Here is a 22,768-nt window from a genome sequence, read left to right as displayed (position 1 = left end):
GAACATCAAAATCAATGCCCTGGAGCCTATGCAGGTGATCGTTGCCTGTAAAGGCGCCCGCCGACTACTCCTTTACCGCGCCCGTCAGCGACGAAACGTAGTAATCCACGAACAGCGAGTAGAAGATCGCAACCGGCAGCGAGCCGAGCAGCGATCCCGCCATCAACGCGCCCCACTGGTAGACGTCGCCGGTGACGAGCTCGGTCAGGATCGCGACCGGGACCGTCTTGTTGGCGCCGCTCTGGATGAAGGCGAGCGCGTAGATGAACTCGTTCCAGGACAGCGTGAAGGAGAAGATGCCGGCCGAGATCAGGCCGGGCACCGCCAGCGGCAGCGTGATCCGGCGCAGGATCTGGAGCCTTGTGGCGCCGTCCACCAGCGCGCATTCCTCGAGTTCGTAGGGGATCGACTTGAAATAGCCGATCAGGAGCCAGGTGCAGAACGGCACCAGGAAGGTCGGATAGACCAGGATCAGGGCAAGCGGACTGTCGAACAGGCCGAACTGCACGACCACGGTTGCGAGGGGAATGAACAGGATCGACGGCGGCACGAGATAGGCGAGATAAATGCCCAGGCCGACATAGGGGCTGCCGCGAAAGCGCAGGCGTTCGATGGCATAGGCGGCCAGCGTGCTCGCAATCAGCGACAGCGTGGTCGAGCCGACTGCGACCAGCATCGTCGTCCACAGCCAGCGTGGATAGGCGGTGTCGAACAGCAGATGCTTGATGTGGGCAAGCGTCGGCGAGGAGATCCAGAATGGATTGTGCTCCTTGTAGTTCATCAGCTCTGCGTTCGGCTTGAATGACGTGATCGCCATCCAGTAGAACGGAAACAGGAGGATCAGCACGAAGCAGCCGAGCGGCAGGTAGATCATCATCAGCCGCCGCAGCCCGGAATCCCAGGACATGGTGTCGGGTGCGGCCGTCGCGACGGCGGCGGGTTGGGCGGCAGTATCAGTCATTGCTCTCTCCCTGCTGCCATTTGCGGCGCGCCAGGCCGAAATAAGAGAACAGCGTCGCGAACACCAGGAACGGGATCATCGATACCGCGATGGCCGCACCTTCGCCGAGCTCGCCACCGGCGATGCCGCGCTGGAAGGCCAGCGTGGCCAGCAAATGGGTTGAGTTGCCGGGGCCGCCACGTGTGATGGCGTAGACGAGCTGGAAGTCGGTGAAGGTGAAGATGATCGAGAAGGTCATGACGATGGCGAGGATCGGCATCATCATCGGGAAGGTGATGTAGCGGAAGCGCTGCCAGGCGCTGGCGCCGTCGAGCATCGCGGCCTCGTAGAGCGAGGGCGAAATGGTCTGCAGGCCCGCCAGCAGCGAGATCGCGACGAAGGGGATGCCGCGCCAGATGTTGGCGGCGATCAGCGAGAAGCGCGCCGGCCAGGGCGATCCGAGGAAGTCGATATTGGTGGTGCGCCAGTGCAGCACGTCGACCAGAAGGTAGGAGATGATCGAGAACTGCGGATCGTAGATCCACCAGAACGCGAGCGCCGAAAGGACTGTCGGCACGATCCAGGGCATCAGGATAATGGCGCGCAGCAGGCTCTTGAAGGGAAAGTGGTTGTTGAGCAGCATCGCGAGCCAGAAGCCGAGCGCGAACTTTCCGAAGGTCGCGATCCCAGTGTAGACCACGCTGTAGAACACCGCGTTCCACCATAGGGGATCGGTAAGCAGATATTGGAAATTCTCCAGGCCGACGAAGACGCCTTTTCTGCCGATCGTGGTATCGGTGAAGGCGAGCCAGATGCCGAGGCCGAGCGGATAGGTCAGGAACACCGCGAGCAGCCCGAGCGCGGGTGCAAGGCACATCGCGATCAGGAACGGCTTGTAGTCGAACAGGCGTACCAGCCACGACGGCTGCCGCTGAGCGAGTACGGGGGAGGAGAGGGTGGTCACGGACATCAGCATGTTGTCCTGTCGTTGATCGTCACCACACCGTCATTGCGAGGAGCGAAGCGACGAAGCCATCCGGACTGCCTCCGCGGACACGTTCTGGATTGCTTCGCTGCGCTCGCAATGACAGCCACTCAATCTTCAGCGCTACTTCTGGCGCCGGAAGTACCGCTTGCTGCGCTGCTCGGCTTCCGCGGCTGCGGCTTCCGGCGTGGCAGCGCCGGTCGCGACGGACGCGAACATCTGAATCAGCACGTAGTCGGCGCTCACGGCGCCGGTCGCAGTCGAGATCGGGCCCGCGTAGCCGTCATAATAGGTGGTGTTCATGGTGTCCTTGAACAGCTTCACCTTGGGATCCTGCGACCACACGCCGGCCTCGGCATAGGCGGCGAGCGGCTGGGACCAGTAGCCGGAGTTGGCGTTGAGCCATGGCTCGTACTGGTCCTTTTCGAGCATATATTGCAGGAAGGCCTTTGCGGCGTTGGGATACTGGCTGTGCTTGAACACCATGGCGTTCAGCGTCAGGCCCGCCATTGGAGAGACCTTGGCCAAGCCCTTCGGCAACAGCTGATGCTCGCTGTCGTCGGCGATCGCCTTGGTCGCCGGATCGTTCTTCAGCGAAAAATACAGCGAGACGCCGTTGGCGGTCAGCGCGATCTCCTGCGCGGCGTAGGCGCGGTTGTTGCTGACGTCGTTCCAGGATGTCGTGCCGGCGATGAAGGTGGGGTAAAGCTGTTTGACCCAGTTCAGTGCGGCGATCGTCTCCTTGCTGTTGATGACGACGTTGCCCTCTTCGTCGAGCAGAGCGGCGTTGTGCGACCATAGCGCCCAGCTTGCGAAGCCGTTGCCGTCGCCCTTGGCATTGCCGAGCGCGAAGCCCGCCGGTTTGCCGGCCTTCTGGAGTTTCTGGCACAGGTCGAGGATTCCTGCATGGTCTTCCGGCACCTTGTCGAAGCCGACCGATTGCAGGATCGACTTGCGGTAGATCAGGGGACCCGCGGTGGCTCCGAACGGCAGCCCGATCCAGGTGGGGCTCTTGTTCTTCTTGCCGTAGCGCTGCGCCAGCGGCAGCCAGCCGCCATATTTCTTGCCGAGATAGTCGGCGACGTCGGTCAGCTCGACCAGCTTGTCGACATAGATGTGCGGCGCATCGGAAAAGCCGATGATGATGTCCGGACCGGCGCCGGAATTCGAGGTCACCGCGGTTTGCTGATTGATGTCTTCCCAGCCGACGAAGTCGACCTTGATCTCGACGCCGGTCTCCTTGGTGAATTTTGCCGCATTGGCGCGGAATACGTCTTCGTCGGCCTGGACGAAGCGGACCGGTCGCAGCATGCGCAGGGATGCGCCTTTTTCGATCGGCAGTTTCAGTGCGGGGACGTCTGCAGCCTTGATCGTGGATTGGGCATTCGCCGGAGCACCGGCTGCCGCGATTGCCGCAGCGGACAGGCCCAGCGCCAAGGCATCACGACGTGTGATGTCGTTCCTCATCGGTTCCTCCCTATATGTTTCCCTTCCCGGCGTTGATCGCCGGTGAAGGGTCTTTCCGGTGTCCGGCGCGCCTCGCGGCCGGCCGCCTAGCTGTTCGGGCCGCGGTCCATGCTGACAGGCTGCCAGCGGCGGAGCGCGGTGTCTTGCAGCACCGACGGATTGACGCAGCTTACCGGCCACATGCCCTGAAGCACCAGTGACAATTCGTAGCCCACCCGGCGCTTGCGCGCCTCGTCGAACCGTGCCGAGGCGGAGGCGACATGGGCGGTCAGGGTCACGTTCTCCATGCCGAGCAGCGGATTGTTGTGCGAGGGCGGTTCCTTCTCCAGCACGTCGAGGGCGGCATGGGCGATCCAGCCCTCCTGGAGCGCCTTGATCAGGCTTTCCTCGTCCACGGTGGCGCCGCGGCCCGTGTTGATGAAGACCGAGCCCTTCTTCATCTGCCGAAAATGCTTCTCGGTGAGCATGTGATGCACCTCGGGCCGGGCGGGGGCGTGCATCGAGACGAAGTCGGATTGCGACAGCACTTCGTTCAGCGTCGCCGGGATCACGCCGTGGTCGGACATCAGCGTTTCCTGGATGAAGGGATCGTAGGCCATCATGCGCAGGCCGAAGGGAGCTGCGCGTTTCGCAACTGCACGCGCCACGCGGCCGAACGAGATGAAGCCGAGCGTCTGGCCCATCAGCCGCGGGATCTTCGACAATGCCGGCCGGCCCTCGGCCCAGCGGCCGCTGCGCACCATCCGGTCCTGTTCGACCAGCCGGCGGAAGCCGGCGAGCAGCAGCATCATGGCATGGTCGGCGACCTCCTCGATGAAGGTGTCGGGGATGTTGGTGACGGGAATGCCGCGCGCGGTCGCGGCCTTGATGTCAACGCTGTCGACCCCGACCGAGCCGAGCGTGATGACCTTGCAGGTCTCCAGCGCATCGATGATGGCCTTGGTGATCGGTATGCCCTTGGCGTAGATGGCGTCCGCTGTCGTCGCGGCGGCGATGAACCCGGCCTCGTCGGCCGGCGCCTCGACGATCTCGGCGTCGATCGGATCGAGCGCCTCGCGCTCGTAGGAATAATCGCTGCTTGCGACCGTGAAACTCGCGCCCTTCGGCGTCACCACCCGGTATTTCGGCATATCCTGCTCCCGATTTGGTTTCTTGTTGTGACCCGCCTTCGCGCGGGCCTTTGCGTCTTTTACGCGAAATCGGGGCACTCGCGTACAATCGTCGGTTGCCGTTGCATCGATTTGTGCGACTGGTCCCAGGTTTTCTCGGGGCTTCTACGGGGCGTCCCGTAACAGGTTGCTAATGGGTCCCCCCTAAAAGTTGATTCAATTGCGATCGATTCACTCGCGCGTCCTTATCCCTTTGTTGCCGGAGCCACCCCGTGAAATTGAGCAATCTGAAGATCGCCCCCAAGCTCGGCATTCTCGTCGGCGTCACCTTGTTCGGTCTCTGCATTTCGGGGGTCCTCGCCGGATACCTGATGAAGCAGGAGATGGTGAACGCGCGCATCGATCAGGCCAAGGCGATCGTGGAATTGGGGCGCAACTACGCCGCCGCGCTCAAGAAGCGCGTCGATGCCGGCGAGCTGACGAAGGACGCGGCGATGGCCGAGATTCGTCGCTACGGCAATGCAATGACGTATGACAACGGTGCGGGCTATTTGTTCGGCACGTCCTATGACGGCATTACGCAGCTTGCGCCCGATCCGAAGCAGATCGGCAGCAACCGCATGGATGTCGTGACCAATGGCCGCAAGCTGTCTGCCGAGCTGATGGACGGCGTCAAGGCCAATGGTTCGATCCTGCTGTATTATGAATATGTGAAGCCCGGCCAGGAGAAGCCGATCCGCAAGCTCGGCTACGCGGTCGCAGTCCCCGGCTTCGACATGTATCTCGGCACCGGCGCTTATCTCGACGACATCGACGCCAAGATGGGTCCGGTCTACTGGCTGCTCGGCTTCGCCATGCTCGGCATCGTCATCGTCGCCGGCAGCGTTGCCTGGCTGATCGGCCGCAGCATCAGCCGCCCGCTCGCGCTGCTCGGAGCCCGCATGAAGGACCTCGCCGACGGCAAGCTCGAGGGCGAGATTCCCGGCGTCGGCCGTGGCGACGAGGTCGGCGCAATGGCGTCGACCGTCCAGATCTTCAAGGACAACGCACTGCGCATTCGCGACATCGAGAAGAGCGAAGCCGATGCCAAGGATCGCGTCGCGGCGGAACGTCGCAGCGCGATGGAGGGCATCGCCAGCGACTTCGAACGCAGCGTCAACGGCATCGTTCGCTCGGTCTCCTCGGCCGCGAAGGGCATGCAAGCCACGGCCCAATCGATGACCGCCACCGCCAGCGACGCCTCTTCGCGTGCGGCGACCGTCGGCGCCGCCTCGCAGAGAGCTTCCGGCAACGTCGGCACGGTCGCGGCTGCCGCCGAAGAGTTGTCGAGCTCCGTCACCGAAATCTCCCGCCAGGTCACCCGCTCGACCGAAGTGGCGAGTCGCGCCGTCAACGACGCCGAGCGTACCAACGCCACGGTGCAGGAGCTCTCCACCGGCGCCGAGAAGATCGGCGAGGTGGTCAAGCTGATCCACTCGATTGCGGCGCAGACCAATTTGCTCGCCCTCAATGCCACCATCGAGGCGGCGCGTGCCGGTGAATCCGGCCGCGGCTTCGCCGTCGTCGCCTCCGAGGTCAAGGCGCTTGCCAACCAGACTGCCAAGGCGACCGAGGAAATCTCCGCCCAGGTCGCGGCGATGCAGACCTCGACCAGCGATGCGGTCGCGGCCATCGGCGGCATCAGCCAGACCATCGCCGAGATGAGCGAGATCACGGCGGGCATTTCCGTGTCGATCGAGCAACAGGGCGAGGCGACCCGCGAGATCGCCCGCAACATCCAGTCGGTCGCGGCCGGCTCGCACGAGATCAACACCCATATCGGCAGCGTCGCCTCGGCCGCGGAAGCCACCGGCACGGCCGCCTCCGACGTGCTCACCAACGCCCGCGAACTCGACAACCAGTCCGGCGCGCTGCGGAGCGCAGTCGACGGCTTCCTCGCCAAGGTGCGCGCGGCGTAGAGTCGTCACATCAAAGCGACACCATCTACTCCATCGTCATGCCCGGGCTTGTCCCGGGCATCCACGTTCTCGGACACGTTACGCGTCGATAGGCGTGGATGGCCGGGACAAGCCCGGCCATGACGGAGAATGCGGAGCGCGCAGGTTTCGCGAGCCCCTACTGCTTCTCGATCCCCGCCTCCCTGATCAGCTTCTCCCACAACACGAGCTGTTCGTTCACGAACGTGGCGAGCTGTTCCGGCGTGCCGGAGAACGCGTCCATGCCGAGGGTGGCGAGCTGGGCCTTGATCTCCGGCTTCTCGACGATCTTCCGGATCTCGGCGTTGAGTCGCGTCACGATCTCCTTGGGCATGCCGGCGGGACCGAAATAGCCCTGCCACGACGAGATGTCGAAGTCCGGCACGCCGGCCTCCTGCATCGAGGGCAGGTTCGGCACCAGCGACGAGCGGTCCTTGGTGGTGACGGCGAGCGCACGTAGCGCGTTGCCCTGGACGTGGGGCAGGCCGGTCAGAATGTCCACGAACATCATCGAGACGCGGCCGCCCATGACGTCGTTGAGCGCCGGCGGCGAGCTCTTGTAGGGCACGTGCAGGAGGTCGAGCCCGGCATTGTGCGCAAAGGTCGCACCCGACACGATCGCCGAGGACGAGCCCGAGGCGTAGCTCAGCTTGCCCGGATTGGCCTTGCCGTAGGCGACGAGCTCGCCGACGCTCTTGGCCGGCACCTCCGGATGGATCACCAGCATGAAGGGCAGGTCGCCGGTGCGCGCGATCGGGGTGAAGTCCTTGACCGGATCGTAGGTCAGGTTTTTGAGCAGATAGGGATTGGCCGAATGCGTGGTATTGGTGGTCACCAGCAGCGTGTAGCCGTCGGGCGCGGCGCGCGCGACATAGGTCGCCGCGATCATGCCGTTGGCGCCCGCCTTGTTCTCGATGACGATGCCAACGCCGAGCGCCTGCGACAAATGCTGCGAGATCAGCCGCGTCGTGGTGTCGGTGCCGCTGCCGGCCGCGAACGGCAGCACCAGCGTGATGTTGCGGCTCGGATAATTGTCGGCCTGCGCGGCCGATGCGGCGGCGAGACAAAGGGCGGCGGTGCCGATGGCACGCAGGATTCGGATCAACGCTGAAAGCATGTCTGGTCGTTCCCTCTTTTTTCGTTGGCGGGGAACCTAGCGTCTCCTCGTTGGAATCGGAAGGCGCGAGTTTGTCGCCTTGTCTCCGCCCCGCGGAATTACTTCACCGCAGAACCTTTCACCGCGGAGCCTTGGCGTGAGGCGATCACGACGCCGGCGAGCACCAGCAGGTAGCCGACCAGGTGGAACGGCTGGATCTTTTCGCCGAGCAGCAGGATCGCCATCGCCGAGCCGAACACCGGCACCAGATGGAAGAACGGTGCGGCCCGGTTCGGGCCGATCAGCGCCACGCCGCGGTTGAAGAACAGATAGGCCAGCGTCGAGGGAAAGATCAGGATGTAGCCCAGCGTCGCCAGCGTCACCCCGTCGAGTTGCAGGACGCGGCCGCTCCAGGTCTCCCAGATCGCGGTCGGCAGCAGCATCGTCGCGCCGCAGCAGGTGGTAAAGGAGAGAAACGAGAGCTGGTGGATCTTCGGCCGCCGCGGGATGAAGGCGGAATAGATCCCGAACGCCACCAGCGAGGAGGCGAACATGATGTCGCCCCTGTTGAAGCTGATGCTCGCGAGCGCGGCGAGATCGCCGCGCAGAATGATGATCAGCACCCCAAGAAGCGAGATCCCGATGCCGGCGAGCTGCGCAGCGGTGAGCCGCACGCCGAACAGCACCAGCGACCACAGCGCCACGAACAGCGGTCCGGCCGACTGGATCAGCAGCGCGTTCAGCGCCTCCGTGTATTGCATCGCCCAGTACGAGATCGCGTTGTTGAAGGCAAAGCCCACCAGCGACAGGAACAGCATCAGCGGCAGGCTCTTGCGCAGATTCGGCCAGTCGCGCTTCAGATGCGGCCAGGCGAACGGCAGCAGGATCAGGAACACGCCGAACCAGCGGATCGTGGTCACCGTCAGCGGCGGCACGTGCGCGCCGACGTGGCGCGCGAGCACGATGTTGCCGGCCCAGAACAGCGAGCTCAGGCTGAGCAGCAGATAAGGCTGGTTGTTGAGCCAACTGGCTGGATTGGGGGGCTTTGGCGCGGGCGGAGCGATCGTCATTGGCGTTGGATAGAAGCTTGCGCCGGATTGGCGTCGCGACACAAGTCACGCGGCCGCAATGCTACAATGCAGGCATGACCAGAGGAGGCGGCATTGGCGGTTAATATGTTGAACATCGACGGCCTGGAGCGGCTCGATCAGCATGCACCGGTGGTGATGCTGAACCTGATGCGCTTCAACGCGCGCTCGGGCGACGGCGACGGTTCCGGCTGGGACGCCTATTTGCGCTACAGTGCGGTGACAGTGCCGATGATCAAGGCGCGTGGCGGCACGCTGCTCTGGACCGGCGACGCCAGGGCGGTCGCGCTGGGCCCGCAGCAAGGCAACGACTGGGATTTCGTGGCGCTGGTCTATTATCCCACGGTTGCGGCTTTCGTCGACATGATGACGTCGGAGGCCTACGAGACCGAGGCCGATCCGCATCGCGTCAATGCTAGCGCCGAGCACGTCATCATTGCGACTAGCGAAGCGTACAGCAAGTTCAAGATGAGTTAGCTCGCCTGCTTCCGTGACGCCACGAACACGCCGGCCAGCACCAGCGCGAACCCGAGGAAGTGGAACGCCTGCGGGTGCTCGCCTAAAAACGCCATCGCCATGATCGAGCCGAACACCGGCACGACATGGAAGAACGGCGCGGCGCGGTTGGCGCCGATCAGCCGGACACCGCGATTGAAGCAGAGATAGGCCAGCGTCGACGGGAACACCGCGACATAGAACAGGGTCAGGAGGTTCGGCCCGTCGAGCTTCATCACGGGACGCGCGGACAGCTCCCAGATCTCAAGCGGAATGAGACACGCAGCACCGCAGCCGAAAGTGAAGGCGAGGAATGACAAGCCGTGCATCGGCGGCCGCTTCAAGGTCAGCACCGAATAGAGCGCGAAGATAACAAGCGCGACGACGAAGATGAGATCGCCCTTGTTGAAATCGATGTTCGACAGCGTGGTGAAGTCTCCATGCAGCAGGATGATCAGCACGCCGCACATCGACAGCAGCACGCCGAAGGCCTGCGCCGTGGTGAGGCGCACGCCAAGGATGGCGAGCGACCACAGCGCCACGACGAGCGGCGCGGCAGATTGCAAAAGGAGAGTGTTGAGCGCCTGCGTATGCTCGAGCGCCCAATATTGCAGCGTGTTGAAGGCGCCGATGCCGGTGATCGAGAGCGTGACCATCAGGCCGAGCTTGCTGCGGATCGCGGGCCAGTCCTGCGCAAGGTGTTTGCGGGCGAACGGCAGCACCAGCAGGAAGGCGAAGAACCAGCGCAGGAACGACAGCGTCACCGGCGGGATATGGCCGGCGGCGAGCCGCCCGACGATGGCATTGCCGGCCCAGCACAGCGCGGTGATGCTGAGCAGCAGATAAGGCTGGTTGGCGATCCAGTTGTGACCGGATGTTTCCGCGCTTGTGGGCTGGCCGGTGGCGGACATTGTGATTGTTGTGGCCCCGCGTCATGCGCCGAGACCTCCGGGCCCGGGGGTGTCCGGGCCGGCTCGTAGCCCGGCTCCCCTCAAAGACACGGAAATCGAGGTTGCATCAACGGGGGCCGGATGCATCGCGACCATGCAGCGGTCGAAGCAGCCTCTCACGCTTTGGTCGAAGCATTGCGCTTGTCGCGATGGGTTCTGAATTTTCCGGGGATATCAAAGGCTTGGAGTGCGCTCGCGGCCCCGAAAAAGCCCCGTTCTTGCTTGCTTACAGAGGCTGCATCCTTTATCCGGTTGGCTGCCTCGCGTTCGAGCGGCCCCGGCCGTGATTGGGCTGGGCGCATCTAACAGATTGCATAGGGATTACCCGCGAATGGCCAATGTTGTCGTCGTCGGCGCCCAGTGGGGCGACGAAGGAAAGGGCAAGATCGTCGACTGGTTGTCGGAGCAGGCGGACATCGTCGTTCGCTTCCAGGGCGGCCATAACGCCGGCCATACGCTGGTGATCAACGGCAAGACCTACAAGCTGGCGTTGCTGCCCTCGGGCGTGCTGCGCGAGCAGAAATTGTCGGTGATCGGCAATGGCGTGGTGTTCGATCCCGCCGCCTTCCTCGACGAGGTGAGCAAGCTGCGTGCGCAGGGTGTCGCGATCAGCCCGGAAAACTTGCGCGTTGCCGAGAACGTCACCCTGATTCTGCCGCTGCACCGCGAGCTCGATGCGCACCGGGAATCTGCCAATGCGGCGACCGCGATCGGCACCACCCGCCGCGGTATCGGTCCCGCGTACGAGGACAAGGTCGGCCGCCGCGCCATCCGCCTGATGGACCTCGCCGATCTCGATACCTTGCCGCACAAGATCGACCGGCTGCTGGCGCATCACAATGCATTGCGCCGCGGCCTCGGCCTGCCGGAGTTCGACGGCAAGGAGATCGTGAAGGAATTGACCGCGCTGGCACCGCAGCTCTTGCCCTATGCCGAGACGGTGTGGCGGCTGCTCGACATCAAGCGGCGCGAAGGCAAGCGCATGTTGTTCGAAGGCGCGCAAGGTGCGCTGCTCGATGTCGATCACGGCACCTATCCCTATGTGACGTCGTCCAACACGGTGGCGGCGCAGGCGGCAACCGGCTCGGGCCTCGGCCCCGCCGCGGTCGGGTATGTGCTCGGCCTGTGCAAGGCCTACACCACCCGCGTCGGCCAAGGCCCGTTCCCGACCGAGCAGGACAACGAGACCGGCCGCAAGATCGGCGAGCGCGGCCGCGAGTTCGGCACCAACACCGGCCGTCCCCGCCGCTGCGGCTGGTTCGACGCCGTGCTGGTCCGGCAGGCGGTCCGCACCTGCGGCATCAACGGCTTGGCGCTGACCAAGCTCGACATTCTTGACGGCTTCGACACGATCGAGGTCTGCACCGGCTACAAGCTCGACGGCAAGGAGATCGACCACTTCCCGGCGGGCGAGGGCGCCCAGGCCCGGGTCGAGCCGATCTACGAGACCATCGAGGGCTGGAAGGAGCCGACCGCTAATGCGCGGTCCTGGGCCCAGCTGCCGGCCCAGGCGATCAAATATGTCCGCCGGATCGAGGAATTGGTGGGGTGCCCGGTCGCGCTGCTTTCCACCAGCCCCGAACGCGAGGATACTATCCTGGTGCAAAATCCGTTCGAGGCTTAACGATCTCTTACCGGGACGCGCGTATATTGAGTAGAAATGGCTGATTACTATCCGCTGATCGCCCGCGCTATTGCCGCCCTGGACCCCAACGCTCCCGGCGAGAGCCGTCGCGCGCTCTACGAGCGGGCGCGCACGGCGCTGATCGCGCAGCTCCGCAGCGTGCAGCCGCCGCTCTCCGAATCAGAGATCACCCGCGAGCGGCTCTCGCTGGAAGAGGCCGTCCGCAAGGTCGAATCAGAGGCGGCCCAGCGTGCCCGCGAGGCCTCGCGTCCCGGTGGCGGCGCCCGCAGCAGCGGCAGTGGCGATGCCTTCCGCCGCGCCAGCACCCGCGCCACCGAGGGCAACTCGCCCGCGCCTCAAACTTCTGCCCCGCCGCGCACCCGTCCGGCGCCGCCGCCGCCACGCGCCGACCGGCCCTCCTTCAACGTCGATGACCAGGGCGACGCCCCGCGTGCGCCGCGGGCCCCGCGTTTCGACGCGCCGCGCCAGCCGGGTCCGTCGGCACCGCCGTCGATGCCGGAGCCTCCGGCCGGACGAGATCGCGCCAGTGGACGCCGTCCGCCGGACATGGGACCTCCGCCGCCGCTGCCGCCGGCACCGGGCGTGCGCGGCTTCCGCGACATCACGGCCGACGCCAATGATCTCGGCGGGGCCGCCGCGCAGGCCAACCGTGCCGCGCGCCGCACCTACGCCAACGTTCCCTCGCCCTCGCCGGAATTCGATCGGCTCGAGCCGAGCCTGGAGAATCGCGCCGCCGGGGCGGACGCGCCCTACTCCTACGACGAATCGATCGAGGAAGCCGAGCGCTATACCCCGCAGCAGCAGCCGCCGTCGCGTCCGCACATCCCCGTTCTCGACCGCGACACCAAGAAGAAGCGCGCCCGCACCGGCTCCGTTTTTCCGTTCAAGAGCGCCATCGCCGTCGGCATCGTGCTGATCCTGGTCGGTGCCGGCATCCTCTGGGGCAAGCAGCTGGTCCAGACTGCGAGCAACCTGTTCAAGTCTTCGCCGACGCAGGTGGTGGAGGCGCCGAAGGATTCGTCTCAGCCGCAGAGCAAGCCCAAGATTCCGGATCGCGTCGGTCAGCCTTCGGCCAGCGACCAGCCGGTCGCGCCGGTGGCGCAGAAGGTCGTGCTCTACGACGAGGATCCATCCGATCCGAAGGGCAAGCAATATGTCGGCTCGGTGGTGTGGCGGCTCGAGCCGATCAAGGCGTCCGGCAACCAGAAGGCCGACGTCGCCGTGCGCGCCGACATCGAGATCCCCGACCGCAAGTTCAAGATGACGATGTCGTTCCGCCGCAACACCGACTCGTCGCTGCCGGCGAGCCACACCGCGGAATTGACCTTCGTCCTGCCGCAGGATTTCTCGGGCGGCGGCGTCTCCAACGTGCCCGGCATCTTGATGAAGTCGAACGAACAGGCCCGCGGCACGCCGCTCGCAGGTCTCGCGGTCAAGGTCACCGACGGCTTCTTCCTGGTCGGCCTCTCCAACGTCGATGCCGATCGCAGCCGCAACGTCCAGCTCCTGAAGGAGCGCTCCTGGTTCGACGTGCCCCTGGTCTACGCCAACCAGCGCCGCGCCATCATCGCCATCGAGAAGGGCGCTCCCGGCGAGCGCGCCTTCAACGACGCCTTCGCCCAGTGGGGCGACTAAGGTGCCTGACTGTTGTTCACCTCTCTCCGGAGAGGTGAACCGAGCTTTCAACGATCCAACCGAAATTGAACCGGCGTCTATTGCGCAGTAGCTTCCCGCTTGCGCGATGCGCCCGCGGCTGCGTGCTCGCGGTCCATCACGGCGCGGCAGCCCGGGCTGACCTGAGCCTTTTTCTGCACCATGCAGGCCCTGACGCGCGGGATGTCGGGGATCTCACTCGAACACAGCCGCATTGCATCGCCGGAGCACATCTGTTGTGCTTCGGACGAGAAGGCGAGGCCGGGTGATGTCTGGAATGCGACGGCTGCGGTTGCGACGGCGAAGAGAGTTGCGATGGTCTGGTAGCGTGTCATGCGATGCGTCCCTGAGTTCCGCGGCTATGAGCCGCTTGGTTTTGGGGCACCGCACGCGGCTTGCTTTGCCGCATGTCGCAGCCTTCACGCGGAACTCATCCCGCATGTGGTTGCTCGATCTCTGGTGATGTTCGAATCGAAAAGTGCTGCGCCGCCCGAGCGAAGTATGCGCCATTGTCGCGCGGCCGCAATGGCAGGCAAAAAGGAATTCGCAATTGTTGCGCGCACGTCACGCACAATGCGACCGGCGTGCGATCAGCTCAATCGATCGGAGGATGCGCTCGCTTGTTCCGCGTCGCTTGCGCCAACCGCTGCGTGCTCCTCCACGGCCGTCACGCCCTTTGCCGTGAGCTCGAACAGGTCGCCGTCCTTCATCACGTAACCGTCGGCGATCAGCTCGCCGATCTTGCCGTGCCGGTCGTCGGCAAAGGCGACCGATTGGCTGATGTCCCTCAGGATCGAGAGCTGTTCGTCGCGCAACATGGCTTCACTCTCCGTTCGCCGGGGATGTTCCGGCCCTCACATGCCGTGGCTCTGAAAGACCTTGCTGCAAGACCGCGACAGCTTGGCCCGGTTGGCTTGCAGGCAACCCTGCACCGCACCGTCATTGCCGAGGTCCTTGCGGCACAGGCGCGAGGCATCGCGCGAGCAGGCCTGCTGTTCCTGCGAGGTGCCGCCATGACCTTGTGCGCGAGCCGGCAGGCTCGACAGGCCGGTCAGGGCCGTCAGCGCGATCGTCGCCAGAAAGAACAGTTTGCGGGACATCGGCGGCTCCAAATTTGACAAGTGAATTGCGAGTCCTGTCTGAACTCGTCGCTATGCCGCTTGTTCCCAAAGGCAGAGCCGGCACCCGGCTATTCAAGGTTCCCGCGGCGCTGCTATAACGGGGCGAAGGATGAGGGTGCTTGATGAAACGCTATTTCGTGTTCGCGCTGGTTGGCCCGTTCGTGGGCGGGTTTCTGTTGCTGCTGACGACAACCTATCAGTCCGGCTACTGGACCCAGACCAGTCTCGGCGAGGTCGGCAAGCTGTTCGCGGTGTTCTTCAAGACCCTGCAATACAGCTATCTGTTCGGCTTCCTGCCCTCACTGATGATCGGCGCGGTCGACGACATCCTGGTCCACGTCCGCCGGATCGGCCCGGTGCTGCGGATGCTTCTGGTCGGCGTGTTCGCCTTCATCCTGGCCTCGCTGACCTACAGCTCGCGCGGGCCAGATTCGGGCGCAGTGCAGTTCATCCTGTACGGCCTCGTCGGCTTCGTGCCGGCGGTGATTTCGTCATGGCTCGTGCATAGATATGTTGCGGAGCCGCAGCCGGCGACAGCATCGACCTGAGGGCGCGACCTTCGATCACGCCGCAGCAACCTCCGCCGCGCTGGCGCGTTCCCTACAGGCCATGACCATGTCCGATGACGATATTCTTGCTCCGCGTCCATCCCGCCCCGGAAGCCGCCCGGGCGCGGCCTCTTCGAGCGCCGAGGCGCGTGGCCCGATCATCGACCAGGAGGGTCACGAGATCCGGCCCGAAACGCTGGAGCAAGGCTTTCGCGAGTTTCGCTTCGAGTTCGGCAAAGATAATCCGTTTGGCAATCTGACGCGCGAGCAGCGGATCGCGCGGATCGAGGCCATCGCAAAGCTGCTCGACGTCGCCTTCGTCCTCCCCGGCACCAATATCCGCTACGGCATCGACGGGTTGATCGGACTGATCCCCGTCGTCGGCGACATCATCACCACCGCGATCTCGCTCTGGCTGGTGCGCGAGGCGAGGGCGCTCGGGGCGCCCTGGTACATCACCGCGCGCATGCTCGGCAATGTCGCGGTCGACGGCGTCGTCGGCATGGTGCCGTTCGCGGGCGACGCCTTCGACGTCATGTTCCGTGCCAACATGCGCAACATGCGCCTGCTCCGCCGCTGGCTCGACAAGCAGCCGCGCATCTGACGCTCCCCCAAACGCAAAAAGCGCGACGGCCTTTCGGCCATCGCGCTTTCGGCGCACATCGCAGTGCTTTACGAAAACTTAGGCCGCGTCGGCGGCGTCGGCGCTGGCCTCCACCGGCTTGCGGTGACGAGGCAGCGGGAAGGCTTCGCTCTCGTAGAGCGAGCGGATGCCGTTCTGGTCGAAGCGCGCTTCCTCGACCTGAAGATAGGCGCCGTTCAGCGAATCCGTCGGCAACTGCTCCATCGCGAACTGGACGGCTTCGGCCGCAGTACCGAACCGCCGATAGGTGAAGCCCGCGCGCTTCTTCTTGCGGATCGCGGCGGGGAAGAGTTCGGCGGAGGTGTTGAAGTTGAACGGACGCAGTGGACGCATGGTCAAAGACCTCGTGATCTCTCTGGGGCTTTAAGCGCGTGGGGTTTGGACGGGCAGAGGCCACGATTGAGTGGCGCGCCGCACATGTCATTTTCGTCCTCTAATATAGCCCGTTTTGACAAAATTGCGACCCCCGCGATGCGAGATGATGAATCCGCGCATGGCAGCTCCGCAACTTGGAAAGCCGTAATAATATCAGTGCCTTGAATGATTTAAAGCTTGCCGAGGAGCAGTAGCACCAGCAGCACCACGAGGACGAGGCCGCCGATCCCCATGCCGGAATGGCCCATTCCGTAGCCGTAGCCACCGATGCGGCCCGACAGGCCGCCGACCAGATAAATGATCACCAGGATGATCAGGATGGTCCCAAGCGTCATGGCATCCTCCCTGGCGGCCGCCGCAATGCCATGGTCGGCCGCACCACCAGGGTAGAAAAGCACATCGCGTCGCCGGGTTCCATGACGGAACCCGGCGACGCGCAAGGTTTATTTGGGCTCGAGCTTCAGCGCTGCGGAATTGATGCAGTAGCGCAGACCCGTCGGCCCAGGGCCGTCGGGGAAGACATGGCCGAGATGGCCGCTGCATTTGGCGCACAGCACCTCGGTGCGGATCATGCCGTGGCTGACGTCCCGCTCCTCCTCGATATGGCCTTCGACGGCGGGCTGGGTGAAGCTCGGCCAGCCGCAGCCGGAATCGAACTTGGCGTCGGACTCGAACAGCACATTGCCGCAGCCCGCGCAGGTGTAGGTGCCGGCGCGGTGGTCGTGTTCATATTCGCCGGAGAAGGGACGCTCGGTCGCCTTCTCGCGCAGCACCGCGTATTGCATCGGCGACAACTCGCTGCGCCATTGCTCTTCGCTCTTGATGACCTTGTCGTCCGTGGTTTTCGTCTTGGTGTCGGGCATGGGTCTCCCGTTTTTTGTGATCTCGCGATCAGTTGGTGGCCTTGCTGGTGCTCACCAGCGTCGGCTTCTCAATATAGTTATCCGCGAACAGCTTTTTCAGGTTCTCGACCTTCGGGAGGTCGTTGTAGGCGATATAGGGCTGGTTCGGGTGCAGCGTCAGATAGTCCTGATGATAGGCCTCCGCCGGATAGAACGCCTCCAGCGCGCCGACCTTGGTCGCGATCGGCTTGCTGAACACCTTCGCGCCGTTGAGTTGGGCGATATAGGCCTCGGCCACCTTCTTCTGCTCGTCGGAGGTGGTGAAGATCGCCGAGCGATATTGCGTGCCGGTGTCGGGGCCCTGCCGGTTGAGCTGGGTCGGGTCGTGCGCCACCGAGAAGTAGATCTGGAGGATCTTGCCGTAGGAGATCTTCTTCGGGTCGTATTTGATCTCGACCGATTCCGCGTGGCCGGTCCGACCGCTCGAGACGGACTGATAGTCCGCCGTCGCCTTGGTGCCGCCGGCATAGCCGGAGACCGCGTTGACGACGCCCGCGGTGTGCTGGAATACGCCCTGCACGCCCCAGAAGCAGCCGCCGGCGATCACGGCGGTCTGGATCCCGCTTGCGGGTGCCGCATCAACGGCGGGAGCGGGGATCACGACCGCGTCCTCTGCGGCCCGGGTCGGCGCGGCAAAAGCCAGCGTCAGGGCGGTGGTTGCGGCGAGCAGCGAGGCGAGGGCGGGGCGGCGCATGGCGATCCTCTTTCGGAAGGTCTCACAGTCTAGGGCGGTTGGAGCCGGGCGAACAGCCTGCCCGGCATTTTCAGACATTCCAGATACGGGCCGGCCGGGCGATTGTTACGGCCGGACGGACACGAGTCTGTGAAACACGCGGCCTGAAGCAGCCCGGCTTGGCGAGGACCGGAACTCCGCGCTAGATGAACCGGCGCGATCGGTGATCGACTTAGAGAATGGCGGCTGGAGCTGACCTGACAACATGCTGCGCGTCGTATCCCTGACCCCCTTCGCCGTGCTCGCCGTCCTGGCTGCGTGGTGTTCGATTGCGGCGGCCGATCCGCAATCCGGCGACGACCTCGCCATTTGCCGCGACCGCCAGGCGGATGCGCAGGCGAGGGCGCAGGCCTGCGACAATTTGCTCAACGCCGACCGTGTCACCGGCAGGGACAAGGCCATCGCGCTCTCGGTGCGCGGCAATACGCTGATCAACAAGCGTGACTACGTCCACGCGATCGAGACCTTGTCCATGGCCGTCGACCTCGATCCCGACAACGTCGTCGCGCTCAATTTGCGCGGCCTCGCCTATGAGCGGACGGGCGAGGACGATCATGCGATGGCAGACTACAACCTCGCGCTCCAGAAGCGCCCGACCTACGGTGTCCCCTACAACAACCGCGGCATCATCCAGTTGCGCCGGGGTGCGCTGCAAAGTGCGCTCGACGATTTCAACCTGTCGATCAAATACGCGCCGAAGTTCCTGCTCGGCTACACCAACCGCGCCCGGGTGCGCACGCTGATGAAGGATTTTGACGGCGCGATTGCCGATTTCACCGAAGCCGGGAAGATCGATCCGAATGCACAGCAGATCGCCGGCATCGCTGCATCACCTACGGCATGATGGGCAAGTACGATCAGGCCTTCGCCGACTGCGACGGTTTGATCGAGAAGCAGCCGAAAAACCTGTTCGCGATCAACAATCGCGCGGACGTCAACATGATGAAGGGCGACCTCGACGCCGCGCTGAAGGATTATAACGCGGCGATCCAGATCAACCCGAACAATGTGCGGGCACATTCGGGCCGCGGCCAGATCTACGAGCGCAGGAAAGACCGCGCGCAGGCTCGTGCCGACTATCGTGCGGCAGCCTATTCGCTGACGAAGTTCGACGATCTCGACGTCGCGCGCGCCCGCGCGATCGCGCAGGAGCGATTGGTCGCGCTGACACCGCAGGCGCCGGCCGGATCAACGGGGCGCCGTGTGGCGCTTGTGATCGGCAACGGCGCCTACAAGAACGTCCACGCCTTGCCTAACCCGCCCCGCGACTCGAAAATGATCGCAGGCGTGCTGCGCGATGTCGGCTTCCAGACCGTGATATCCGTCAGCGACCTGACCCGCGACAAGTTCTTCGAAGCGTTGCAGACGTTTGCTGCCGAGGCGGAGAAGGCGGATTGGGCGGTGGTCTATTACGCCGGCCACGGTTTCGAGATCGGCGGCGTCAACTATCTCGTTCCCGTCGACGCCAAGCTCGCCGCGGACAGGGACGCCGAGACCCAGGCGGTTGCACTGGAGCAGGTGATCGCCGCCGCCGGCGCCGCGCGAAAGGTGCGTCTGGTCATGCTGGATGCCTGCCGCGACAATCCGTTCGCGCCGACCATGCAGCGCACGCTGTCGCTCAAGCTGGTGGACAAGGGCTTTTCCAACATCGAGCCCGGCGCCGGCTTCATGGTGGTCTACGCCGCCAAGCACGGCGAGACCGCGATGGACGGCGACGCCGACAGCCCCTTCGCCGCCGCGCTCGCCCGCGAAATCAAGACGCCACGCGTCGAGATCCGAAAGCTGTTCGACATCGTCCGCGACGACGTCTGGCTTGTGACCAAGCACGCGCAGCAGCCGTTTTCCTACGGCTCGCCGCCGGGCCGCGAGGATTTCTATTTCGTCGCGGGGAAGTAAGGGCTGCCAATGTGACGCGACGCATGGGTCTCGGCCTTCGCCGGGACGACGGTTAGACCACAATGCTCAGCCGCTTCGCCGCCCGCGTAATTCCCGTATAGAGCCACCGCGCGCGGCTCTCCTGGAACGCAAAACTCTCGTCGAACAGCACGACGTCGTCCCATTGCGAGCCCTGCGACTTGTGCACCGTCAGCACATAGCCGTAGTCGAACTCGTCATAGGGCTTGCGCTGCTCCCAGGCGATCGCCTCGACGCCGCCCTCGAAGCAATCGGCGCGCACCGAGACCTTCGTCACCTTGTGGCCAAGATCCTCGTCCGGCGACAGCCTCATGCTGAGGATGCGCGATTTCGAGCGCGTGGTGTTGCGCGACTTCACGCGCCACAGCCCGCCGTTGAACAGGCCCTTCTTGCGATTGTTGCGCAGGCAGACCAGCTTGTCGCCGGCGACCGGAAAGGTGTCCTCGATGTTCTGGCGCTGGCGCACCCGCATATTGTACGCGCGCCGCGTGTTGTTGCGGCCGACCAGGACCTGATCGGCGGCCATGACGCGATCGGGATCGAGCTCCTTGCGCGACACCACCTCGCTCTCGCCGTAGCGGCCGATGTCGAGCTCGCGTCCCTCGCGGACGTCCATCGACATCCGCACGATCGGGTCGTCCTGGGCCTGGCGGTGCACCTCGGTCAGCATCGCGTCCGGCTCGGTATTGGTGAAGAAGCCGCCGCCCTGGATCGGGGGCAACTGGGCAGGATCGCCGAGCACGAGCAGCGGGCAGTCGAACGACATCAGGTCGCGACCCAATTCGGCATCGACCATCGAGCATTCGTCGATCACGATCAGCTTGGCTTTGGAGGCCGGGGCGTCGTCCCACAGCTCGAAGCTGGGCTGCTCGTCGCCGGATTCGCGGGTGCGGTAGATCAGCGAATGGATGGTGGAGGCCTCGTCGCAACCCTTGTTGCGCATGACCAGCGCCGCCTTGCCGGTGAAGGCGGCGAACTTCACCTCGCCGTCGACGCCGTCTGCGATGTGCCGCGCCAGCGTGGTCTTGCCGGTGCCGGCAAAGCCGAACAGGCGGAACACCGGCGGCGTGCCGTTGCGGCCGGGTTTTGCCTTGAGCCAATCGCCAACGGCTTTGAGTGCGGCGTCCTGATGCGGGGTGAATGTGGCCATGTCTGCTTTGAGAAAGGGCGAAACGAAGCGATTCGCCATCCCCAAAACTAACCATTCGCACCGCCGGTTCAAGCGCAGGGTAATCGCATGTAAGGCCGTTTCTCAGCGACCATCCTTCGAGACGCCCGCCTTTGGCGGGCCCTCAGGATGAGGACGGAATGCGCAGCCGCAATTTCCGCAGGCAAAGATGTTGCTGAGCCTCATCCTGAGGAGACCGCGAAGCGGTCGTCGCCAGCACCAGCGCGCCGAGCCCGAACACCGAACTCGGCCGGATCAGCACCTGCCAGAGTTCGCGCGCGAAGTCCCAGCCTTGCGCGACGAAGCCGCGCCTGGCCTTCATCCCTTCGCCGGGCTCGTCAGCGGTCGCCGTCATCGGCGGCCACCGGGCTTGCGCGCGACAGCAGCGTGTCGATATTGATGAAGTCGTTGCTGACGGGCGGATTGGCGGTATTCTGCGGCACGTGGCATCCCGTACAGAAGAAGCGGCGCGGCGAGATCAAAGCCAGGAAGTGGCCGTCGCGGTCCATGAAGTGGGTGATCGAGACCATCGGCGCCTGCGATTCAGCGCTGGCAGCGACTGCCCCGCGCGACTGAAGGTTCGATCTCCCGCAAGGCGGAATTGCTGCTCCGTGGACAGCGCCGCCTCGCGCATTAAGATGAGCGCAACAAAAATAAGCGGGCGAGAAAACTTGGGAGAGAGGCGTCATGAAGTTCGGCATCTTCTATGAGCTGCAACTGCCACGTCCCTGGGTGGCCGGTGACGAGCTCAGCCTCTACCAGAATGCGCTCTCGCAGATGGAGCTCGCCGACGGGCTCGGCTACGACCATGCCTGGGTTGTCGAGCATCACTTCCTCGAAGAATACTCGCATTCGCCCTCGCCGGAATCGTTCCTCGCGGCGGCGAGCCAGCGCACCAGGAACATCCGGCTCGGCCACGGCATCCTCCAGCTCACCACCAACCACCCCGCGCGTGTCGCCGAGCGCGTCGCGGTGCTCGACCTGCTCTCCAATGGCCGCTGCGAATTCGGCATGGGCGAGAGCGCGTCCATCACCGAGCTCACGCCGTTCGGCCGCGACATGGAGACCAAGAAGGAAGTGTTCGAGGAAGCCGTCGCCGCGATCTTCCCGATGTTCAAGGACGCAGGGAGCGAGCATCACGGCAAATATTTCGACATCCCGCTGCGCAATGTCGTGCCGAAACCGGTGCAGAAGCCGCATCCGCCGCTGTGGATGGCTTGCTCGCAACTGCCGACCATCGAACGCGCCGGCCGCCACGGCTTCGGCGCGCTCGGTTTCCAGTTCGTCAGCGCCGACGCCGCCCATGCCTGGGTGCACGCCTATTACAACGCCATGACCAAGCGTCTCGCCAAGCTCGCCGACTACGAGATCAACCCGAACATGGCGCTGGTGTCGTTCTTCATGTGCGCGAAGACGGACGAGGAGGCCCGCGCCCGCGCCGACGGCGCCACCTTCTTCCAGTTCGCGCTGCGGTTCTACGGCGCGTCGCAGAATCGCCAGCGGCCCGCGCCCTACACCGTCAACATGTGGGACGAGTACAACAAGTGGAAGCGCGACAATCCCGAGGCGCAGGAGGCCGCGCTGCGCGGCGGCCTGATCGGTTCTCCGGAGACGATCCGCAGGAAGCTGAAGCGTTTCCAGGGTTCGCACATCGACCAGGTCATCCTCCTGAACCAAGCGGGCAAGAACAGCCATGAGCAAATCTGCGAATCGCTCGAGCTGTTCGGCCGCGAGGTGATGCCGGAATTCCAGAACGATCCGGCGCAGGCGGCCTGGAAGCAAGGCGTCATGAGCGGCGAGATCAAGCTCGAGGAGATCGACACGGAAGCCTTCACCGACCGTTACGGCAAGCTCGCGGTCAGCGTCGCGCCGGTGAAAGCGGCGGGGTAGGACATCATCCGCCGGTGCGGTCGGGAATCCCAAAGCTTTGGGCGGTTTGACTTGCTTCTACAAACGGAGC

23 protein-coding genes and 2 pseudogenes are annotated in these 22,768 nt (G+C 64.4%); 8 read left to right on the top strand and 17 right to left on the bottom strand.

The features are described 5' to 3' along the window. Positions 1 to 64: 64 nt before the first annotated feature. The 4 genes from IVA88_RS25800 to IVA88_RS25785 form a co-directional block, all read right to left on the bottom strand. The gene (locus IVA88_RS25800) at positions 65 to 961 is read right to left on the bottom strand and encodes a carbohydrate ABC transporter permease (RefSeq protein WP_247499963.1); all 897 of its coding nucleotides are present in this window, start codon (positions 959 to 961) and stop codon (positions 65 to 67) included. Then, entirely contained in the window at positions 954 to 1,910 is a 957-nt protein-coding gene (locus IVA88_RS25795; RefSeq protein ID WP_247499962.1) for a sugar ABC transporter permease, read from the bottom strand. The genes IVA88_RS25800 and IVA88_RS25795 overlap by 8 nt, the downstream gene beginning before the upstream one ends. Positions 1,911 to 2,048: 138 nt before the next feature. Continuing rightward, on the bottom strand, positions 2,049 to 3,392 hold the full coding sequence (locus IVA88_RS25790; protein ID WP_247499961.1) for an extracellular solute-binding protein: 1,344 nt from the start codon (positions 3,390 to 3,392) through the stop codon (positions 2,049 to 2,051). 86 nt (positions 3,393 to 3,478) lie between these two features. Then, positions 3,479 to 4,522: a C-terminal binding protein gene (locus IVA88_RS25785; protein WP_247499960.1), complete on the bottom strand. Its 1,044-nt coding sequence runs from the start codon at positions 4,520 to 4,522 to the stop codon at positions 3,479 to 3,481. A gap of 251 nt (positions 4,523 to 4,773) precedes the next feature. Between IVA88_RS25785 and IVA88_RS25780 the strand changes: the two genes are divergently transcribed. Continuing rightward, complete coding sequence (locus IVA88_RS25780) at positions 4,774 to 6,459, top strand: methyl-accepting chemotaxis protein (protein WP_247499959.1); 1,686 nt, start codon at positions 4,774 to 4,776, stop codon at positions 6,457 to 6,459. A gap of 157 nt (positions 6,460 to 6,616) precedes the next feature. Here IVA88_RS25780 and IVA88_RS25775 read toward each other — a convergent pair whose 3' ends face one another. Together IVA88_RS25775 and IVA88_RS25770 are read right to left on the bottom strand one after the other, a co-directional pair. Then, positions 6,617 to 7,594 carry a tripartite tricarboxylate transporter substrate binding protein gene (locus IVA88_RS25775; RefSeq protein WP_247499958.1) on the bottom strand — a complete coding sequence of 326 codons (978 nt, stop codon included), beginning with the start codon at positions 7,592 to 7,594 and terminating at the stop codon, positions 6,617 to 6,619. A gap of 98 nt (positions 7,595 to 7,692) precedes the next feature. Continuing rightward, a complete protein-coding gene (locus IVA88_RS25770; RefSeq protein WP_247499957.1) occupies positions 7,693 to 8,643 on the bottom strand; it encodes a DMT family transporter in 951 nt (316 codons plus the stop codon). A gap of 105 nt (positions 8,644 to 8,748) precedes the next feature. Here IVA88_RS25770 and IVA88_RS25765 point away from each other — a divergent pair, with 105 nt between their 5' ends. Then, on the top strand, positions 8,749 to 9,138 hold the full coding sequence (locus tag IVA88_RS25765; protein ID WP_247499956.1) for a DUF1330 domain-containing protein: 390 nt from the start codon (positions 8,749 to 8,751) through the stop codon (positions 9,136 to 9,138). Here the strand turns inward: IVA88_RS25765 and IVA88_RS25760 are convergent. Next, a complete protein-coding gene (locus tag IVA88_RS25760; protein WP_247499955.1) occupies positions 9,135 to 10,067 on the bottom strand; it encodes a DMT family transporter in 933 nt (310 codons plus the stop codon). The genes IVA88_RS25765 and IVA88_RS25760 overlap by 4 nt on opposite strands. A gap of 370 nt (positions 10,068 to 10,437) precedes the next feature. Here IVA88_RS25760 and IVA88_RS25755 point away from each other — a divergent pair, with 370 nt between their 5' ends. Then, a complete protein-coding gene (locus IVA88_RS25755; RefSeq protein WP_247499954.1) occupies positions 10,438 to 11,730 on the top strand; it encodes an adenylosuccinate synthase in 1,293 nt (430 codons plus the stop codon). Positions 11,731 to 11,766: 36 nt separating this feature from the next. Continuing rightward, a complete protein-coding gene (locus IVA88_RS25750) occupies positions 11,767 to 13,386 on the top strand; it encodes a hypothetical protein (protein ID WP_247499953.1) in 1,620 nt (539 codons plus the stop codon). Between the two features lie 77 nt (positions 13,387 to 13,463). On the opposite strand, the gene IVA88_RS25745 is transcribed toward IVA88_RS25750, so the two are convergent. From IVA88_RS25745 to IVA88_RS25735, 3 genes are all read right to left on the bottom strand, one after another. Continuing rightward, a complete protein-coding gene (locus IVA88_RS25745; RefSeq protein WP_346657633.1) occupies positions 13,464 to 13,739 on the bottom strand; it encodes a hypothetical protein in 276 nt (91 codons plus the stop codon). Positions 13,740 to 13,994: 255 nt separating this feature from the next. Further along, complete coding sequence (locus IVA88_RS25740; protein ID WP_247499952.1) at positions 13,995 to 14,222, bottom strand: hypothetical protein; 228 nt, start codon at positions 14,220 to 14,222, stop codon at positions 13,995 to 13,997. A gap of 36 nt (positions 14,223 to 14,258) precedes the next feature. Continuing rightward, positions 14,259 to 14,504, bottom strand: a complete 246-nt coding sequence (locus IVA88_RS25735) for a hypothetical protein (protein WP_247499951.1) — start codon at positions 14,502 to 14,504, stop codon at positions 14,259 to 14,261. Between the two features lie 143 nt (positions 14,505 to 14,647). Between IVA88_RS25735 and IVA88_RS25730 the strand changes: the two genes are divergently transcribed. Both IVA88_RS25730 and IVA88_RS25725 read left to right on the top strand, forming a co-directional pair. After that, positions 14,648 to 15,073: a DUF5413 family protein gene (locus IVA88_RS25730; protein WP_247499950.1), complete on the top strand. Its 426-nt coding sequence runs from the start codon at positions 14,648 to 14,650 to the stop codon at positions 15,071 to 15,073. A gap of 61 nt (positions 15,074 to 15,134) precedes the next feature. Next, on the top strand, positions 15,135 to 15,677 hold the full coding sequence (locus IVA88_RS25725; protein ID WP_247499949.1) for a DUF4112 domain-containing protein: 543 nt from the start codon (positions 15,135 to 15,137) through the stop codon (positions 15,675 to 15,677). A gap of 78 nt (positions 15,678 to 15,755) precedes the next feature. On the opposite strand, the gene IVA88_RS25720 is transcribed toward IVA88_RS25725, so the two are convergent. From IVA88_RS25720 to msrA, 4 genes are all read right to left on the bottom strand, one after another. Next, a complete protein-coding gene (locus IVA88_RS25720; protein WP_247499948.1) occupies positions 15,756 to 16,049 on the bottom strand; it encodes a hypothetical protein in 294 nt (97 codons plus the stop codon). 212 nt (positions 16,050 to 16,261) lie between these two features. Continuing rightward, on the bottom strand, positions 16,262 to 16,426 hold the full coding sequence (locus tag IVA88_RS25715; protein WP_007596187.1) for a DUF3309 family protein: 165 nt from the start codon (positions 16,424 to 16,426) through the stop codon (positions 16,262 to 16,264). 108 nt (positions 16,427 to 16,534) lie between these two features. Then, on the bottom strand, positions 16,535 to 16,954 hold the full coding sequence (gene msrB / locus IVA88_RS25710; RefSeq protein ID WP_247499947.1) for a peptide-methionine (R)-S-oxide reductase MsrB: 420 nt from the start codon (positions 16,952 to 16,954) through the stop codon (positions 16,535 to 16,537). A 28-nt stretch (positions 16,955 to 16,982) separates the two neighbouring features. Next, positions 16,983 to 17,687 (bottom strand): peptide-methionine (S)-S-oxide reductase MsrA, encoded by a 705-nt coding sequence (gene msrA / locus IVA88_RS25705; protein ID WP_247499946.1) that lies wholly within the window; start codon positions 17,685 to 17,687, stop codon positions 16,983 to 16,985. A 244-nt stretch (positions 17,688 to 17,931) separates the two neighbouring features. On the opposite strand from msrA, the pseudogene IVA88_RS25700 reads away from it, so the two are divergent. Then, positions 17,932 to 19,622 (top strand): annotated as a pseudogene (locus IVA88_RS25700) (tetratricopeptide repeat protein). Between the two features lie 52 nt (positions 19,623 to 19,674). Here IVA88_RS25700 and IVA88_RS25695 read toward each other — a convergent pair. The 3 genes and pseudogenes from IVA88_RS25695 to IVA88_RS25685 form a co-directional block, all read right to left on the bottom strand. Beyond that, on the bottom strand, positions 19,675 to 20,790 hold the full coding sequence (locus IVA88_RS25695) for an ATP-dependent RecD-like DNA helicase (RefSeq protein ID WP_247499945.1): 1,116 nt from the start codon (positions 20,788 to 20,790) through the stop codon (positions 19,675 to 19,677). Positions 20,791 to 20,932: 142 nt separating this feature from the next. Then, a complete protein-coding gene (locus IVA88_RS25690) occupies positions 20,933 to 21,163 on the bottom strand; it encodes a hypothetical protein (RefSeq protein WP_247499944.1) in 231 nt (76 codons plus the stop codon). After that, positions 21,147 to 21,359: pseudogene (locus tag IVA88_RS25685) on the bottom strand (nitrate reductase cytochrome c-type subunit); the annotation flags it as partial. The pseudogene IVA88_RS25685 and the gene IVA88_RS25690, both read right to left, overlap by 17 nt. A 136-nt stretch (positions 21,360 to 21,495) precedes the next feature. Between IVA88_RS25685 and IVA88_RS25680 the strand changes: the two are divergent. Next, positions 21,496 to 22,698 carry an LLM class flavin-dependent oxidoreductase gene (locus IVA88_RS25680; protein WP_247499943.1) on the top strand — a complete coding sequence of 401 codons (1,203 nt, stop codon included), beginning with the start codon at positions 21,496 to 21,498 and terminating at the stop codon, positions 22,696 to 22,698. Positions 22,699 to 22,768 lie beyond the last annotated feature (70 nt).

Source organism: Bradyrhizobium sp. 149 (assembly GCF_023073915.1).
In the GTDB taxonomy this organism is placed as follows: Bacteria; Pseudomonadota; Alphaproteobacteria; order Rhizobiales; family Xanthobacteraceae; genus Bradyrhizobium.
Note: the sequence above shows the minus strand (reverse complement) of the source record. Positions and strands in the feature narration are given on the sequence as shown.